Raw genomic sequence first — 15,783 nt, 5'->3', positions numbered from 1 at the left:
GGCCGTGGCCCCGCCGCGCTACACCTTCACCAAGCTGGCCTGGAGCGACGAGTTCAACTACGCTGGCCTACCCGATTCCACGAAGTGGACTTACGACGTGGGCGGCAGCGGCTGGGGCAACAAGGAGGAGCAGTACTACACGAAAAAGCGCCGCGAAAACGCCCGCGTGGAGGGCGGCCACCTCATCATTGAGGCCCGCAAGGAGGCGCTGGTGGCCGGCAATGGCTACACCTCGGCCCGGCTGGTATCGCGCGGCAAGGGCGGCAGCCAGTTGTATGGCCGGTTCGAGATTAGGGCCAAGCTGCCCGGCGGGCGCGGCACCTGGCCCGCCATCTGGATGCTGCCCGACAAGAACCCCTACGGCAACAAAGGCTGGCCCGATAACGGCGAAATTGACATCATGGAGCACGTGGGCTACGACCCCAACGTGGTGCACGCCACCACCCACTGCAAGGCCTACTACTTCCGCATCAACACCCAGAAAACCGGCATCACGAAGCTGCCCGATGCCATCAGCGCCTTCCACACCTACTCGGTGGAATGGACGCCCGAAACCATCACGGCGCAGGTGGATGGCCAAATCTACTTCGCCCACCGCAACGAGGGCACCGGCTGGGAAACCTGGCCCTGGGACCAGCCCTTCCACCTGCTGCTCAATATTGCAGTGGGCGGCGAGTGGGGCGGCCAGAAAGGCATCGACGAAGCCGCTTTCCCGCAGCAGATGGTGGTGGACTACGTGCGCTTCTACCAGATGAAAAAGGAATAATCAATCAGACCCAATCCCAAGTTTTTTTCACAACCTCACCAATTCCCACATGAACAACTTTACCAAAATCCTGTGCGCCGCTGCTTTAGCTACCGGCGCAACCCAGGCGGCTTCGGCCCAGACCCTGTACGACAACTTCGAGACGACGCGCATCGTGTCGTATCCCGTGGTGGAAGGCACGCTGGTGCAGAACGCGCCCAACCCCGGCAGCACCGCCGTGAACAGCAGCAGCACCTGCGCCTCCTACGCCCGCCAGGCTAGTGCCCAATACGCCGTGCTGGTGGTGAAGCCCAACAATGCCCGCATGGCCGACGTGGCCGCCTACGCCACGGGCGGTGCCAAGCGCATCAGCATCAAGTTCCGCAGCCCGGCAGCGGGCGTGACGGTGGGCGCGGTGCTGCAAAACAGCACCAAATCGAACACGCTGCCTTATCCGGCCGGCAAGTTTGGCACCGAGTACACGGCCGTTACTACGGTGGCCAACGCCTGGGAAACCCTCACCTTCACGCCCAGCGCGGCGGCCAGCGGCAACTTCGATGCCACGGTAACGTCGGCTGATATCGACCAGATGCTGTTTCAGGTGGCTCCCAACTCCAACAACGCCAGCACTTACTACCTCGACGACATCATGGGCCCGGAGCTGCTGGCCGTGGCCCCGCCGAGCAACCTGGCCGTGCGCCAGCTGTATGACAACTACGAGGGCATCCGCGCCATCAAGTACATCGCCTACAAAACGGCCGGCGGCCTCAAGATTGACACGCTGAACAACTCGGTGAGCACCGGCAATACCAGCGCCCACGTGGCCCGCTACACGCGCTCGACTCAGCAATACGACTCTTTCGTGATGCAGCCCCGCGGCGCGGCCATTGCCGATGTCACCAACTTCAAAAACAACACCCTGCACATGACCCTGAAGGTGTTCAGCGTTGCGCCGGGCGTGGTTTATCAGATTACGCTGCAGGACTCGACGGTAGCCGGCGCCACCAACTACCCGGCCGGCCGCAACTCGGAGTACACCGCCACCACCACGGCCACCAACGCCTGGGAAACCCTCAGCTTCAACTTCGTGAACGCGCCCAGCGCCACGCCCAACACCGGCCTGAACGAGATTGTGCTGCTGATTGCCCCCAACACCACGGCCCGCCGCAAAGTGTACCTCGACGACTTTTTCGGCCCGAGCCTGGTGGGTTATGTCCCCACCGCCACCCGCACGGTGCAAACCACGTCGGCCGCCTTCGCCCCGGTGTATCCTAATCCTACGTCGGGCGTTACGCAGCTGCCGTTCAGCCTGCAAAAGCAGTCGGTGGTTAGCCTGGCCGTGTTTGATAACCTCGGCCGCCGCGTGGCCCAGCTGATTGATGGCGAAACGCGTGCCGCCGGCCAGTTCACCGCCGAGCTGAACGCCGCCAAGCTGGCCCCCGGCCTCTACACCTGCCGCCTGACCGTGGACGGCGTAGCCCTGAGCCGCCCGCTGAGCGTGGAATAATTTGCCCTTTCCTTTCCACAAAAAAAGCCCCGGCCAATTCTGGTCGGGGCTTTTTTTGTGCGTTTGAAAGCGGTCAGCGCGTACTTTGGGCCATGTCTGATTTTCGCCTTCGCGTGTTCCAGGCCGTGGCCCGGCACCTGAGCTTCACCAAAGCGGCCCAGGAGCTGTTCGTCACGCAGCCAGCCGTCACCAAGCACATCCACGAGCTGGAAAAGCACTACGGCCAGCGCCTGCTGGAGCGGCGTGGCAACCGCGTGGCCCTCACCGAAGCCGGCCGCCTGCTCCAGAGCCACGCTGAGGCTGTGGCCGCCTCTGCCCAGCAGCTCGACGACCAGCTCCTGACCCTGCGCGACCCCGACGAAGCCGCCGGACGCCTGCGCCTGGGGGCCAGCACCACCCTCTGCCAGTACGTGCTGCCGGGCGTGCTGCCCGCCTTTCAGGCCCGCCACCCCAACGTGCAGCTCACCCTAGCCAACGCCAATTCCGAGCACATTGCCGAAGCCCTGCTGCGCGGTGACCTCGACCTGGGCTTTGTGGAAGGCCGCTCCCGCAGCCGCGACCTGCACTACGAATTGCTGCTGCCTGATGAGCTGGTGGCCGTGCGCCGCGCCACCCCCACCGGCCCACCCACCACGCCCCTGCCGCTGGCCGAGGCCCTGGCCCACCCGCTGGTGCTGCGCGAGCGCGGCTCGGGTACGCTCGAAGTGCTGGAATTTGCCCTGCGGGAATTAAAAATCAAGCTTAATGCCCTGCAAGTGGCCTTTTACTTTGATAATACCGAGTCAATCAAAGGCTACCTCGAAGCCGCGCCGGAGGCGCTGGGCTTCGTCTCGCGCCGGGCACTGGCCCGCGAACTCACTGCCAGCCGCCTCGAAATCGTGCCCATTGAGGGCTTGTACCTGCCCCGGCAGTTTGAGGCCGTGTGGGTGCAGGGCAAGCAATTACCACGCGCGGCGCAGCGGTTTCTCAGCTTCGCCCAGCAGCAGTTGAAGTCTTCATTATAACTATTGGTAATTTGGAATAAACTTTTTCGATTACCCCTACCGCAGGCGTCGCCGTAAATTTGAGGCACTCACTCTCCTGCCTCATGGCCCATCCCACCCTGTTGCCACCCACCGCGCCGGCCCCCGCCGGCCCGGCCCATACCACTGGAATTTTCCGGCATTTTCACACGCCCCATCAGGTGCTGGGCTACCCGATTACGGGTCGGCAGGTGGTATTTGGGCTGCTGCTGGTGTTCTGCCTCACGCCGTGGGCCTCGCCGCCGGTGGCGCTGGCGCTGGGCCTGGTACTGGCCCAAACGCTGGGCAACCCCTTCGCCAGCCAGACCAAAATGGCCACTGCCAAGCTGCTGCAATACTCGGTGGTGGGCCTGGGCTTCGGCATGAATGCCCACGCGGCGGTGCAGGCCGGGCGGGCGGGCATTCTGTTCACGGTGGCGTCCATTTTCGGCACGCTCATTCTGGGTTATTTCGCGGGGCGCTGGCTGGGGCTGGGCCGCCACGTTACGCACCTTATTTCCTGTGGTACTGCCATTTGTGGGGGCAGCGCCATCGCGGCGGTGGGACCGGTCATTCGGGCCAAGGATGAAGAAATGTCGGTGGCGCTGGGCACGGTGTTCGTGCTCAATGCCATTGCGTTGTTTGCGTTTCCGCCCATCGGCCACGCCTTGGCCATGACGCAGCAACAGTTCGGCCTGTGGTGCGCCATTGCCATCCACGATACCTCGTCGGTGGTAGGAGCGGCCAAGGTTTACGGCGACCAGGCCCTGCAAGTAGCCACTACCGTGAAGCTGGCCCGTGCCCTCTGGATTATCCCGGTCAGCATCGGCACCGCGCTCATTTTTAAGCAGAAAGGTGTCAAAATTAAGATTCCATACTTCATCTTCGGCTTCATCGCGGCTATGCTGCTGAACACCTACGTGCCCGCCCTGCACCCGCTGGGGCCAGTACTGGTGGCGCTGGCCAAAATCGGCCTCACGGTCACGCTGTTCTTCATCGGGGCTGGGCTATCGGCGGCCACGCTGCGCTCGGTGGGCGCTAAGCCGTATTTGCTGGGCGTGCTGCTGTGGGGGGTGATTTCGAGCGTTTCACTCTACGTCATTCTGCACACGGTTTAAACCAGCAGCGCCAGAAAATCGGGCTGGCCGTTCAGGTATTCAAAAGCGAAGCCCTGCTCCCACATCCGGGCTTTTATGTCTTCCACATCGTGCGGCTGCTTCACTTCGATGCCAACGAAAACCGGCCCTTTTTCCTTGTTGTTTTTCTTGATGTACTGGAAGTGAATGATGTCGTCGCCCTCGTGCAGCACATTATTCACGAAGCGACGTAACGCGCCGGGGGCTTGGTTGAACGTCACCATGAAGTAGTGTTTCAGCCCCTGGTACTTGGCGGCCCGCTCCTTGATGTCCTCCATGCGGGTGATGTCGTTGTTGGAGCCGCTCACTATGCATACCACCGTTTTGCCCCCGATGCGGTCGGCGAACTGGTGCAGGGCCGAGATGGTGAGCGTGCCTGCTGGCTCCAGTACAATGCCTTCCTCGTTGTACATCTGCAGCAAATCGAGGCAAATCTGGCCCTCCGGTACCAGCACCACTTCATCCAGCAATTCCCGGCACAGTCCGTACGTGAGTTGGCCGGGACATTTCACCGCCGCGCCATCCACGAAACTGTCGATACTGGCCAGCGCCGCGTGCTGCTGGTTCCGGATGGCATTGTGCATCGACGGCGCACCCAACGGCTGCACGCCGATGAGCTTGGTATTTGGGCTCAGCAGCCGAAACATGCTGCCCACACCCGAGGCCAGCCCGCCCCCGCCGATGGGCATGAAGCAGTAGTCAATAGCCACGGTAGCGGCCTTCAGAATCTCCAGGCCTACGGTGGCCTGCCCTTCCACAATGGCCATATCATCGAAGGGGTGAATGAACGTGCTGCCCCGCTCGTCGCTGAACTCTTTGGCGGCGCGAAATGAATCGTCGAAACTGGCCCCGACTAGGACGACCTCCACGAATTCCTTCCCAAACAGCCGCACCTTGTCCACCTTCTGGGCCGGCGTTTGGGCAGGCATGAAGATGTAGCCTTTCAGCCCCAGCAGCTGGCAGGCGTAGGCCACGCCCTGGGCGTGGTTGCCGGCGCTGGCGCACACTATTTCCCGCTCGCCGATGATAGGCGGCAGCGTGCTCATCTTGTGGTAAGCCCCACGGATTTTGTAGGAGCGCACCACCTGCAAATCCTCGCGCTTGAGCAGCACCGTGGCGCTGTAGAGGCGCGAAAGGCCGTGGTTTTGCAGCAGCGGCGTTTTGTAGATGACGTGCTTGAGATTGCGCGCCGCCCGCTCCACGTTTTTGAGCAGCACGGCGGGTTGGACGGTGGTGGCGTTGGGCATGGAATTTTGTAGAATCGTTGGTATAAAAAAGAACGTCATGCTGAGCGTAGCCGAAGCATCTCGCGTGGGGTAGTAATCCAATCGTCAGGATTAGTGGTGGCACGCGAGATGCTTCGGCTACGCTCAGCATGACGTTCATTGCTGGTCGTTCTGCCGGGTTGTTCAACGCTGAGACGCGAAGTGTCGCGTCTCTACATCGTTCAGGCTTCCACCTTTTCAGCTGCTTTGGAGCGCAGCTGGCGCACCGTCGCGCCCGTGGCCCACAGCTCCGACTCACGCACCTCCTTCAGCTCCGCCTCAAGCTCTTTGCGGTAGTTGGGCGTGGTACCGCGCTCGATGGTGCGGCGGGCTTCCGCGCCGCTGGCCACGCTGTCGTACAACTCATTGAGCACCGGTAGGGTGGCTTCGCGGAAGCGACCTTTCCAGTCCAGCGCACCGCGCTGGGCGGTTACGGAGCAGTTGGCAAACATCCAGTCCATGCCGTTTTCGCCCACCAGCGGCACGAGGCTTTGGGTGAGCTCTTCCACGGTTTCGTTGAAGGCCTCGGAGGGCGAGTGGCCGCGCTGGCGCAGCACCTGGTACTGGGCTTCGATGATGCCAGCCAGGGCGCCCATTAGCACGCCGCGCTCGCCGGTGAGGTCGGAGTACACTTCCTTCTTGAAGTCGGTTTCGAACAGGTAGCCCGAGCCCACGCCGATGCCCATGGCAATGGCTTTTTCCCACGCTTTGCCCGTGGCATCCTGGAACACGGCGAAGGACGAATTCAGCCCGCCACCAGCCAAGAACAGGCGACGCAGACTGGTGCCGCTGCCCTTGGGCGCCACCAGAATTACATCCACATCGGCAGGCGGGATGATGTTGGTCTGGTCATTAAAAGTGATGCCGAAGCCGTGCGAGAAGTACAGCGTTTTGCCCGGCGTGAGGCGCTCCTTCAGCATGGGCCACAGCGCAATCTGGCCGGCGTCGCTCAGCAGATTGCACACAATGGTGCCTTTTTCAGCCGCTTCTTCCAGCGAAAACAGCGTTTCGCCCTCCACCCAGCCGTCCTTGATGGCGCGGTCCCAAGACGGCGTGCCCTGGCGCTGGCCCACAATCACGTTGAAGCCGTTGTCGCGCATATTCAGAGCCTGGCCCGGCCCCTGCACGCCGTAACCGATTACGGCAATGGTGTCGTCCTTGAGGTATTCCAGCGCCTTTGCGAGGGGGAATTCGTCGCGGGTGATTACGGTTTCGTCTACGCCGCCGAAATTGATTTGTGCCATGAGAATTGGGGGTTTGGATTGTAGCGTGGACTCTGCGAGTCCGCGCATGGGTTGAAAGATTTTCGTTCGATGCGCGGACTCGCAGAGTCCACGCTACATCACATCGTAAACACCGCGTCGCGGTTATTCAGAAACTCGTTTTCGGCCACGTCCTCGCCGGGCTCGCGGCGCTCAAATTCGCGCAGCTTGTGGTTGAAGCCGTCACTGGCTTTGATGATGGCAATGCGGGCGCTGCGCACGAATTCGATGAGCCCATAAGGCTGCAAAACCTTAATCAGCGCGTCGGTTTCCTCGCGGTGGCCGGTGGTTTCAAATACCGTGTAATCCTTGCGAATGACCACGGCGCGGGCCCCGTTTTCGCGCAGCAGGCGCTCTACAGAGGCTTTTTCGGCAATGACATCAGTCGGCACTTTGTAGAGCGCCATTTCCTGCCAAATCACGTCGGCGTTGGTGTTGTAGTACACTTTCAGCACTTCCACCTGCTTCTCAATCTGGCGGGCCAGCTTGCTTACCACTTCCTCCGTTTCGGTGATGACGATGTTGAAACGGTGGATGCCTTCGATTTCGGAAGGCGACACGTTGAGGCTCTCAATGTTGATTTTGCGGCGCGAGAAAATGATGGCAATGCGGTTGAGCAGTCCCACCTGGTTTTCGGTGTAGGCCGTGATGTTGTATTCCTGGCGGTCGGGGGGCTGGGACATGGTTTCTGGGGAAGACTGGCTTAATGGAACGTCATGCTTTCGTTCTTCAGCGCAGCCGGATTTCGGCCACGCTGCACCCTTGCGGCACCATCGGAAAGATGTTGTTTTCCTTCGCCACCAGCACCTCCAGCAGGAAGGAGCCGGGGTGCGCCAGCATCTGCCGTAGCGCGGGGGCCAGTTCCTCCCGCGCCTCCACGCGGCGGCCGGCGATGCGGTAGCCGGCGGCCACGGCCACGTAATCGGGGCTCTGGATATCCACGAACGAGTAGCGGCGGGCATTGAAAAGCTCCTGCCATTGCCGCACCATGCCCAGGAAGCGGTTGTTCAGAATGATAATTTTCACCTCGACGCCGGTTTGCATGATGGTGCCCAGCTCCTGGATGGTCATCTGCACGCCGCCGTCGCCGATGATGGCTACTACCGGCCGCTCCGGTGCCCCGAATTTGGCCCCAATGGCGGCCGGCAGCGCGAAGCCCATCGTGCCCAGCCCGCCGCTGGTGATGTTGCTGCGGGTGTGGTTGAAGCGGGCGTAGCGGCAGGCCACCATCTGGTGCTGGCCCACGTCGGTCACGATGATGGCCTCGCCCTGGGTCAGCTCGTTGAGCTGTTGCAGGACTTCGCCCATCGTCAGCTCTTTGCCGGTGGGGAATAGCTCGTCGTTTATCACGGCGGCCACTTCCTCGGCCTTATAATCCTGGAAGCGCTGGTGCCATTCCCGGTGGCTTTTTGGCTCGATGAGGGCCGTGAGCAGCGGCAACGTTTCCCGGCAGTCGCCCCACACGGGCACGGTGGCGGCCACGTTCTTGTCAATTTCGGTGGGGTCGATGTCGAGGTGAATAACCTTCGCTTGCTTCGCGTATTTGTCCAGTCGGCCCGTTACCCGGTCGTCGAAACGCATGCCGATGGCGATGAGCACGTCGCACTCGTTGGTGAGGACGTTGGGGCCGTAGTTGCCGTGCATCCCCAGCATGCCCACGTTCAGCGGGTGGTCGGTGGGCAGCGCGCCCGCGCCGAGGATGGTCCAGGCCGCCGGGATGCCGCTTTTTTCGATAAAAGCCTTGAACTCCTGCTCGGCTTTCCCCAGAATCACCCCCTGCCCCCAGAGCACGAACGGCCGCTCAGCCCGGTTGATGAGCGCCGCCGCCTCGCGCAGGTACTCGGGACGCACGATGGGCACCGGCCGGTAGCTGCGAATGTGCGTGCACGGCACGTAGGGGGCGAAATGGAACGGTTGCAGCTGGGCGTTTTTGGTGATGTCAATGAGTACCGGGCCGGGCCGGCCGCTGCGCGCGATGTAAAAGGCCTTGGCCAGCGCCTCGGGGATTTCCTCGGCCTTGGTCACCTGGTAATTCCACTTCGTGACGGGCGTGGTGATGTTGATAATGTCGGTTTCCTGAAACGCATCGGTGCCCAGCAAGTGCGCGAACACCTGCCCCGTGATGCACACCAGCGGCGTGCTGTCAATCTGCGCATCGGCCAGGCCGGTGACCAGGTTGGTCGCGCCCGGCCCGCTGGTGGCAAACACCACCCCCACCCGCCCGGAGGCCCGCGCATAGCCCTGCGCTGCGTGAATGCCGCCCTGCTCATGCCGCACCAGCACGTGGTTCAGTCGGTCGTTGAAGTCATAAAGGGCATCGTAAATCGGGATGATGGCCCCGCCGGGATAGCCGAAAATCGTGTCCACGCCCTCAGCCAGCAGGATGTTCAATACCGCCTCGGCCCCCGTGGAATTGGGCGCGGGCGCTTCGGCAGCAGTTTCAGAAGCTTCGCCAACGACGGAAGCAGCAAGGATTTCCGCAGTTGCTACGTCCGTTTCGGCGGCCTCAGGCAGGGTTGGTGGCTGGTTCGTTAACATGGCTTTCTTCCAGTAAATCGGTGATGCAGCCGTGGCTGGCGTCGCTAACGGTGCGGATGTATTTCAGGAGCACACCCTGGGTAGCGTTGGGGCGCGGGCGCTGCCACTGGCTGCGGCGCAGCTCCAGCAGGGCGGGCTCAATCTGGATATCAATGGTGTTGGTGGCGGCGTCGAGGATAATCCAGTCGCCGTTTTCGACCAGCGCGATACCGCCACCATCGTAAGCCTCGGGGCAGACATGGCCGACCACGAAGCCGTGGGTGCCGCCCGAAAAGCGCCCGTCCGTAATCAGGGCCACCTTATCGCCCAGTCCCGCCCCAATGATTGCCGAAGTCGGCTTGAGCATTTCGGGCATGCCCGGACCGCCCTTCGGTCCCACGTAGCGAATGACGACCACCTGCCCGGCCTTAATACTGCCCTGCGTGATGCCCTCGTTCAGCGCCTCCTCCGAATCGAACACATTGGCTGGGCCTTCGAAGCGCAGGCCTTCCTTGCCCGTGATTTTAGCCACTGCGCCCTTCGACGCAAGGTTGCCGTAGAGAATCTGGATGTGGCCGTCGGCCTTGATGGGATTGTCAAAGGGCCGCAGCAAATCCTGCTCCGCGCCCAGCGGCTTCACATCGGCGAGGTTTTCGGCCAGGGTTTTGCCGGTCACGGTCAGCAGGTCGCCGTTTAGCAGGCCGGCATCGAGCAGGGTACGCATCACGGCGGGCACGCCGCCCAGGACCGAGAGGTCTTCCATGAGGTATTTGCCACTGGGCTTGAGGTCGGCCAGCACCGGCACGCGGTTGCTCACGGCCTGGAAATCCTCCATCGTCAGGGGCACGCCGGCCGCGTGGGCAATGGCGATGAGGTGCAGCACCGCATTGGTCGAGCCGCCTAGCACCGTCACCACCACCAGCGCATTCTCAAATGCCTCCCGCACCAGAATGTCGCGGGGCTTAATGTCGCGCTCCAGCAGCCGGCGCAGGTAGGCCCCGGCATCAAGGCATTCCTGTTTTTTTTCCACGCTCACGGCGGGCAAGGACGATGAGAACGGCACGCTCATGCCCAACGCCTCAATGGCGGCGGCCATGGTATTGGCCGTGTACATGCCGCCACAAGCGCCCGGGCCGGGGCAGGCATTGTGGATGACGCCGCTGTAATCCTCGTCCGAAATCTGGCCCTGCAATTTCTTCCCATACGCCTCAAAACACGACACAATGTTGAGCTGCTGCCCCTTGAACGTGCCGCCCTTGATGGTGCCGCCGTACACCATCAGGCTGGGCCGGTTGAGCCGCGCCATGGCGATGAGGGCGCCGGGCATGTTCTTATCGCAGCCCACCACGGTGGCCACGGCGTCGTAGTTGTGCGCCCCCGCCATGGCCTCGATGGAGTCGGCAATAATCTCCCGCGATACCAGCGAAAACCGCATTCCCGGCGTGCCGTTCGTGATGCCGTCGCTCACGCCGATGGTGTTGAAGCGCAGCCCCACCAAGCCCTGGGCCTGCACCCCGATTTTCACGCCGTCGGCCAGCGCATCGAGGTGCATGTTGCAGGTGTTGCCCTCGAAGCCGGTGGAGCAGATGCCCACGAACGGCTTACGCAAATCCGCATCCGACAGCCCCGAGCCGATGAGCATGGCCTGCGAGGCCGGCAAGCTGTCGTCCTGGGTGTAGATGCGGCTGTATTTGTTGAGAATCATGGTGGGAAGGGTAATGGGGAAATCGTATGTCATGCAGAGCGCAGCGAAGCATCTTGCTCGCTGGAACCTCACCCCCGGCCCCTCTCCCAAGGAGAGGGGAGCCTAACGAAGCGGGCGAGATGCTTCGCTGCTCTGCATGACGTTCTTTTTAGTTGTTCTACTAGGCGTTTTGCTCTACCGCTGCGCCCGTCACCAGCGCCCGGTAACGCTCGGCCAGCTGGGCCCCCAGCGTCTCCGAGAAAGGCGTGCTGAATTCCAGCTCATCGATGGCGGCAATGCCTACCACCTCGGCCGCAGTGCCGGTGTAAAAGGCTCCGGTAGCGCCCTGCAACTCATCGGGAATGAAGAATTTCTCCGTGACCTTAATACCCGCCTCACGGGCCAAATCAATAATCGTGTTGCGCGTAATGCCGCGCAGAATGCTACCCTGCGGCGCGGTGAACAGCTCGCCGTTCTTCTCGAAGAAGAAATTGGCCCCCGGACCTTCGGCCACGTAGCCGTTCATGTCCAGCAGCAGGGCTTCATCGAAGCCGCGGCCTTTAGCTTCGGAGCTGGCAATAATGGAGTTAACGTAGTGGCCTGAAACTTTGGCCTCAATCGGCACGGCCTTCGGGTTGGGGCGCTGGTAGGGCGAGATGCTGAGGCGCAGGCTCTGGTCGCCGAGGTACTTGCCCCAGTCCCACACGGCGATGAGCAGGTTGCTGCTGGTGGCGTGCTTCAGGGTCATATTTGGCGTGGCGGCGTACACCAACGGGCGGATGTAAGCATCGGCGAGGCCGTTTTTTTCCAGCAGCTGGTAGGTGATGTCGGTTAATTCTTCCACCGAATAATTGAACGGCAGGCCGATGCTGCGACACGAATAATGCAGCCGCTCGTAGTGCTCCTCAGCCTTGAAAATACGAGTACCGGCCGGCGTGGCGTAGGCCCGGATGCCTTCAAAGACGGCATAGCCGTAGTGCAGCGACTGGGCGTAAGCGCCCACTTGGGCGGCTTCGGCTTTCACAAACTCGCCGTCGACAAAGGCCAGGGTGTCGGGGTTGAAATACATGCTTAGCAAAACGGTTAAGCGATAGAAAATCAATAAAAAAGCCTTCCTGAGCGCGGGGCTTAGAAAGGCTTTTGCTGGGTTGCAACGAGCTGTTCCTACGCGCCCCGAGGGCCAGGAGTGATGACAGTAAAGACTAGCAGGAAATGGTTTTTCATGGGGGTCATCTGGATTTTTTGAACGTCACGCCGAGCGTAGCCGAGGCATGACGTGCTGTTTCATATTCCCTTCCATCAAATAATTGTGCTGATGCCGATTTCCACGTTGTTCTTATTCCACTGCTTCTCGTTGGAATCGGCAATCCAGAAGGCAATGTAATTGCCTACTTCTTCGGTGGTATAGGGCGCGATTGGGTTCAGTTCGGGTGTCAAAACACTGTTGTTCAGCGCCTCGTCCACGGCCTCACGCACCAGGGCGGCTTCGGCAGTCAGCTCCAGGTGCTCCAGCAGCATGGCAGCCGAGAGAATGGCGGCAATCGGGTTGGCAATGCCTTTGCCCTTAGCCTGCGGATAGGAGCCGTGGATGGGCTCGAACAGCGCCACCGCCTCGCCGATGGAGGCCGAGGGCAGCAGGCCCATGGAGCCAGCAATGACGGAGGCCTCGTCCGAAATGATATCGCCGAACATGTTCTCGGTCAGAATCACGTCGAACTGCGTGGGGTTGAGGATAACCTGCATCGCGGCGTTGTCTACGAAGAGGTAATCCACCGTCACTTCGGGGTATTGGGCGGCCATTTCGCGCACTTCCTCGCGCCAGAGGCGGGAGGTTTCCAGCACGTTGGCCTTGTCCACCAGCGTGAGGTGCTGGCGGCGGCCAGCGGCGGCCTGAAACGCCAGGTGCGCAATGCGGCGGATTTCGGAGCGGCTGTAGGTGCAGTGGTCGTAAGCGCCTTCGCCGTCATCGGTACGGCCTTTCTCGCCGAAATAGATGCCGCCGGTCAGCTCGCGAAAAATGACCATGTCGGTGCCCTGGATGCGCTCCTTTTTCAGGGGCGAATGGGCCAGCAGCACGTCGTATGCCGTCACGGGGCGAATATTGGCGAACAAGCCCAGCTCCTTGCGCAGGCGCAGCAGGCCCTGCTCGGGGCGCACTTTGGCGGCGGGGTCGTTGTCGTATTTCGGGTCACCAATGGCCCCGAGCAGCACGGCATCGGCGGTGCGGCAGGCTTCGAGGGTTTCGTCGGGCAGCGGGTTGCCGGTGGCATCGATGGCACAGGCGCCCATCAGGTGCGAGCTGAGGTCGAAATGGTGGTCGAACCGTTCGGCTACCGCTTCCAGCACTTTCACAGCCTGCCGACACACTTCCGGCCCGATGCCATCGCCGGGCAACACAGCTATTTTCTTGCTTACCATCGTCTTGACTAATTAATTACCAGGTCCAGGTTCGGTTTTGTTCGTAGGCTTCGATGGCGGGCTTCTGGCTCACCAGATAATCGATGTCGTCGTAGCCGTTAATCAGGCACTCCTTTTTGTAGGCGTCGATGTCGAAATGGAAGCTGTCGCCGGTGGCAGGCACGTGCAGCGTCTGTTCAGGCAGGTTCACCACGAATTGGGTATCGGCATCCGCTTCAACCAGCGCGAAAAGGTGGGCCAGCTCAGCATCCGTCACTTGCAGGGGCAGTAGGCCGGTATTCAGCGCGTTGCCGCGAAATATATCGGCGAAGTAGCTCGAAATCACCACCCGAAAACCGGCATCGTAGAGCGCCCAGGCAGCGTGTTCGCGACTGGAACCGCAGCCGAAATTCTTGCCCGCCAGCAGAATCTGGCCGCTGTACTTCGGGTCGTTCAGCACGAAATCCGGCTTGGGCGAGCCGTCGGGGTTGCGCCGCCAGTCGCAAAACAGGTTTTCGCCGAAGCCTTCGCGCGTGGTCGCCTTCAGGAAACGGGCCGGGATAATCTGGTCCGTATCAATGTTTTCGAGCGGCAGTGGCACCGCGCTGGAGTGCAGGGTCTGAAACTTTTCCATGGCCCTAGTTCAAATACTGCGTGATGTCCACAATCCGTCCCTGCACCGCCGTAATGGCCGCCACCAGCGGACTCGCCAGCAACGTCCGTGAGCCCGGCCCCTGCCGCCCCTCGAAGTTGCGGTTCGAGGTAGCCACGCAGTAAGCCCCCGCCGGGATTTTGTCCTCATTCATGGCCAGACAAGCGCTGCAACCGGGTTCGCGCAGCTCAAAACCGGCCTCGGCCAGAATCTTGTCCAGCCCTTCGGCAATGGCCTGCTGCTCCACCTGCTTCGAGCCGGGCACAATGATGGCCTCGACGTGCCCGGCCTTCTGCTTGCCCTGCACGTAGGCCGCCACGGCCCGCAAATCCTCGATGCGCGAGTTGGTGCAGCTGCCGATGAAAACGTAGTTGATTTCCTTGCCCAGCAGGGATTCACCCCGCTGAAAACCCATGTACTGCAGCGATTTATCGAAGCTCTCGGCTTCGCTGGCCGGTACTTCGCTGGGGATATGGCCATTCAGCGCGATGCCCATGCCGGGGTTGGTGCCGTAGGTTATCATCGGGGTGATGTCCTGGGCGCTGAACTTGTGCTCGGCATCGAAAACGGTGTCTTCGTCTGAAAATAGCGTTTTCCAGTAAGCTACGGCCTGGTCCCAGGCGGCTTCTTTGGGAGCGTAGGGGCGGCCTTCAACGTAAGCGAATGTCGTTTCATCGGGCGCTATGAGGCCGCCGCGGGCACCCATTTCGATGCTCATGTTGCAGACTGTCATGCGGCCTTCCATGCTCAGGGCGCGCACGGCGCGGCCGGCATATTCAACAAAGTAGCCGGTGGCCCCGCCCGTGCCAAGCTGCGCAATCACGTAGAGAATCAAATCCTTAGCCGTGACGCCGGGCCGCAGCTCGCCATCCACCGAAATGCGCATGCGCTTGGGGCGGTTCAGCAAGAGGCATTGCGTGGCCATCACCTGCGCCACCTGGCTGGTGCCGATGCCGAAGGCCACCGCGCCAAACGCGCCGTGCGTGGAGGTGTGGCTGTCGCCGCACACGATGGTGGTACCGGGTAGCGTAAGGCCCAGTTCCGGCCCGATAACGTGCACGATGCCCTGCCGGGCGTGGCCTAGGCCGTACAATTCCACGCCGTATTTGGCGCAATTGGCGGTCAGCTTGTCTACCTGCGAGCGGCTCAGCGGCTCCTCTATGGGCAGGTGCTGGTTGCGGGTGGGCACGTTATGGTCGGCCGTGGCGAGGATGCGCGCCGGGCGAAACAGCGGCAGGTCGCGGGCTTCGAGCTCGTCGAACGCCTGCGGGCTGGTCACCTCGTGGATGAGGTGCCGGTCGATATACACAATATCCAGGCCGCCGGGCGCGGTTTTCACCACGTGCGCATCCCAGATTTTATCGAATAAGGACTTAGCCATTTTGAGGGAGAGAAGGGAAAACGGGGGCTTAGCGGGTAGTGGATTCGGTGAAATCGGAGGCAGTGGGTGCGGCCTGCTGAATCACGGCGACGGCGTAGCTAATCCAATCGGCGTGGCGCTGGGGGAGCGACGCCGGTTGTTCGGGTTGGTGGTTTTCGGTGGAAGCGGTGAGAGTGGTGTAAATTGCTTCGTTGGCAGCCATAATGTTAATTTTTAATCAATTAGCAGTTATAAGT

The 15,783-nt window shown here is 61.5% G+C and carries 14 protein-coding genes; 4 read left to right on the top strand and 10 right to left on the bottom strand.

The window, feature by feature from the left end:
• From AAFH49_RS21265 to AAFH49_RS21250, 4 genes are all read left to right on the top strand, one after another.
• Nucleotides 1–766 (top strand): glycoside hydrolase family 16 protein (locus tag AAFH49_RS21265; RefSeq protein WP_342301365.1); only part of this gene is annotated, 766 nt, incomplete at its 5' end.
• Between the two features lie 49 nt (nucleotides 767–815).
• Entirely contained in the window at nucleotides 816–2,252 is a 1,437-nt protein-coding gene (locus AAFH49_RS21260) for a T9SS type A sorting domain-containing protein (protein ID WP_342301364.1), read from the top strand.
• 92 nt (nucleotides 2,253–2,344) lie between these two features.
• Entirely contained in the window at nucleotides 2,345–3,256 is a 912-nt protein-coding gene (locus AAFH49_RS21255) for a LysR substrate-binding domain-containing protein (protein WP_342301362.1), read from the top strand.
• Between the two features lie 83 nt (nucleotides 3,257–3,339).
• Nucleotides 3,340–4,371, top strand: a complete 1,032-nt coding sequence (locus tag AAFH49_RS21250; RefSeq protein ID WP_342301360.1) for a YeiH family protein — start codon at nucleotides 3,340–3,342, stop codon at nucleotides 4,369–4,371.
• Here AAFH49_RS21250 and ilvA read toward each other — a convergent pair.
• From ilvA to AAFH49_RS21200, 10 genes are all read right to left on the bottom strand, one after another.
• Nucleotides 4,368–5,636, bottom strand: coding sequence for a threonine ammonia-lyase IlvA (gene ilvA / locus AAFH49_RS21245; protein WP_342301359.1), 1,269 nt, complete (start codon nucleotides 5,634–5,636; stop codon nucleotides 4,368–4,370). The two genes, AAFH49_RS21250 and ilvA, sit on opposite strands and share 4 nt — an antisense overlap.
• 200 nt (nucleotides 5,637–5,836) lie before the next feature.
• Nucleotides 5,837–6,898 (bottom strand): ketol-acid reductoisomerase, encoded by a 1,062-nt coding sequence (gene ilvC / locus AAFH49_RS21240; protein ID WP_342301358.1) that lies wholly within the window; start codon nucleotides 6,896–6,898, stop codon nucleotides 5,837–5,839.
• A 98-nt stretch (nucleotides 6,899–6,996) separates the two neighbouring features.
• Complete coding sequence (ilvN, locus tag AAFH49_RS21235) at nucleotides 6,997–7,599, bottom strand: acetolactate synthase small subunit (protein ID WP_342301357.1); 603 nt, start codon at nucleotides 7,597–7,599, stop codon at nucleotides 6,997–6,999.
• 46 nt (nucleotides 7,600–7,645) lie between these two features.
• Nucleotides 7,646–9,454, bottom strand: a complete 1,809-nt coding sequence (gene ilvB / locus AAFH49_RS21230; RefSeq protein WP_342301354.1) for a biosynthetic-type acetolactate synthase large subunit — start codon at nucleotides 9,452–9,454, stop codon at nucleotides 7,646–7,648.
• Complete coding sequence (gene ilvD / locus AAFH49_RS21225) at nucleotides 9,423–11,138, bottom strand: dihydroxy-acid dehydratase (RefSeq protein ID WP_342301352.1); 1,716 nt, start codon at nucleotides 11,136–11,138, stop codon at nucleotides 9,423–9,425. The genes ilvB and ilvD overlap by 32 nt, the downstream gene beginning before the upstream one ends.
• Before the next feature lie 160 nt (nucleotides 11,139–11,298).
• A complete protein-coding gene (locus AAFH49_RS21220) occupies nucleotides 11,299–12,186 on the bottom strand; it encodes a branched-chain amino acid transaminase (RefSeq protein WP_342301350.1) in 888 nt (295 codons plus the stop codon).
• A 230-nt stretch (nucleotides 12,187–12,416) separates the two neighbouring features.
• A complete protein-coding gene (gene leuB, locus AAFH49_RS21215) occupies nucleotides 12,417–13,535 on the bottom strand; it encodes a 3-isopropylmalate dehydrogenase (protein ID WP_342301348.1) in 1,119 nt (372 codons plus the stop codon).
• Nucleotides 13,536–13,551: 16 nt separating this feature from the next.
• Nucleotides 13,552–14,148 carry a 3-isopropylmalate dehydratase small subunit gene (gene leuD, locus AAFH49_RS21210; protein WP_342301346.1) on the bottom strand — a complete coding sequence of 199 codons (597 nt, stop codon included), beginning with the start codon at nucleotides 14,146–14,148 and terminating at the stop codon, nucleotides 13,552–13,554.
• A 4-nt stretch (nucleotides 14,149–14,152) separates the two neighbouring features.
• Nucleotides 14,153–15,547 (bottom strand): 3-isopropylmalate dehydratase large subunit, encoded by a 1,395-nt coding sequence (gene leuC, locus AAFH49_RS21205; RefSeq protein ID WP_342301345.1) that lies wholly within the window; start codon nucleotides 15,545–15,547, stop codon nucleotides 14,153–14,155.
• A gap of 28 nt (nucleotides 15,548–15,575) precedes the next feature.
• Nucleotides 15,576–15,749 carry a hypothetical protein gene (locus tag AAFH49_RS21200; protein ID WP_342301344.1) on the bottom strand — a complete coding sequence of 58 codons (174 nt, stop codon included), beginning with the start codon at nucleotides 15,747–15,749 and terminating at the stop codon, nucleotides 15,576–15,578.
• Between the last annotated feature and the right edge of the window lie 34 nt (nucleotides 15,750–15,783).

The organism is Hymenobacter segetis (genome assembly GCF_038448715.1).
Classification (GTDB): domain Bacteria; phylum Bacteroidota; class Bacteroidia; order Cytophagales; family Hymenobacteraceae; genus Hymenobacter; species Hymenobacter segetis.
The sequence above is the reverse complement of the archived record's forward strand: the minus strand, read 5'-3'. Positions and strand labels throughout refer to the sequence as shown.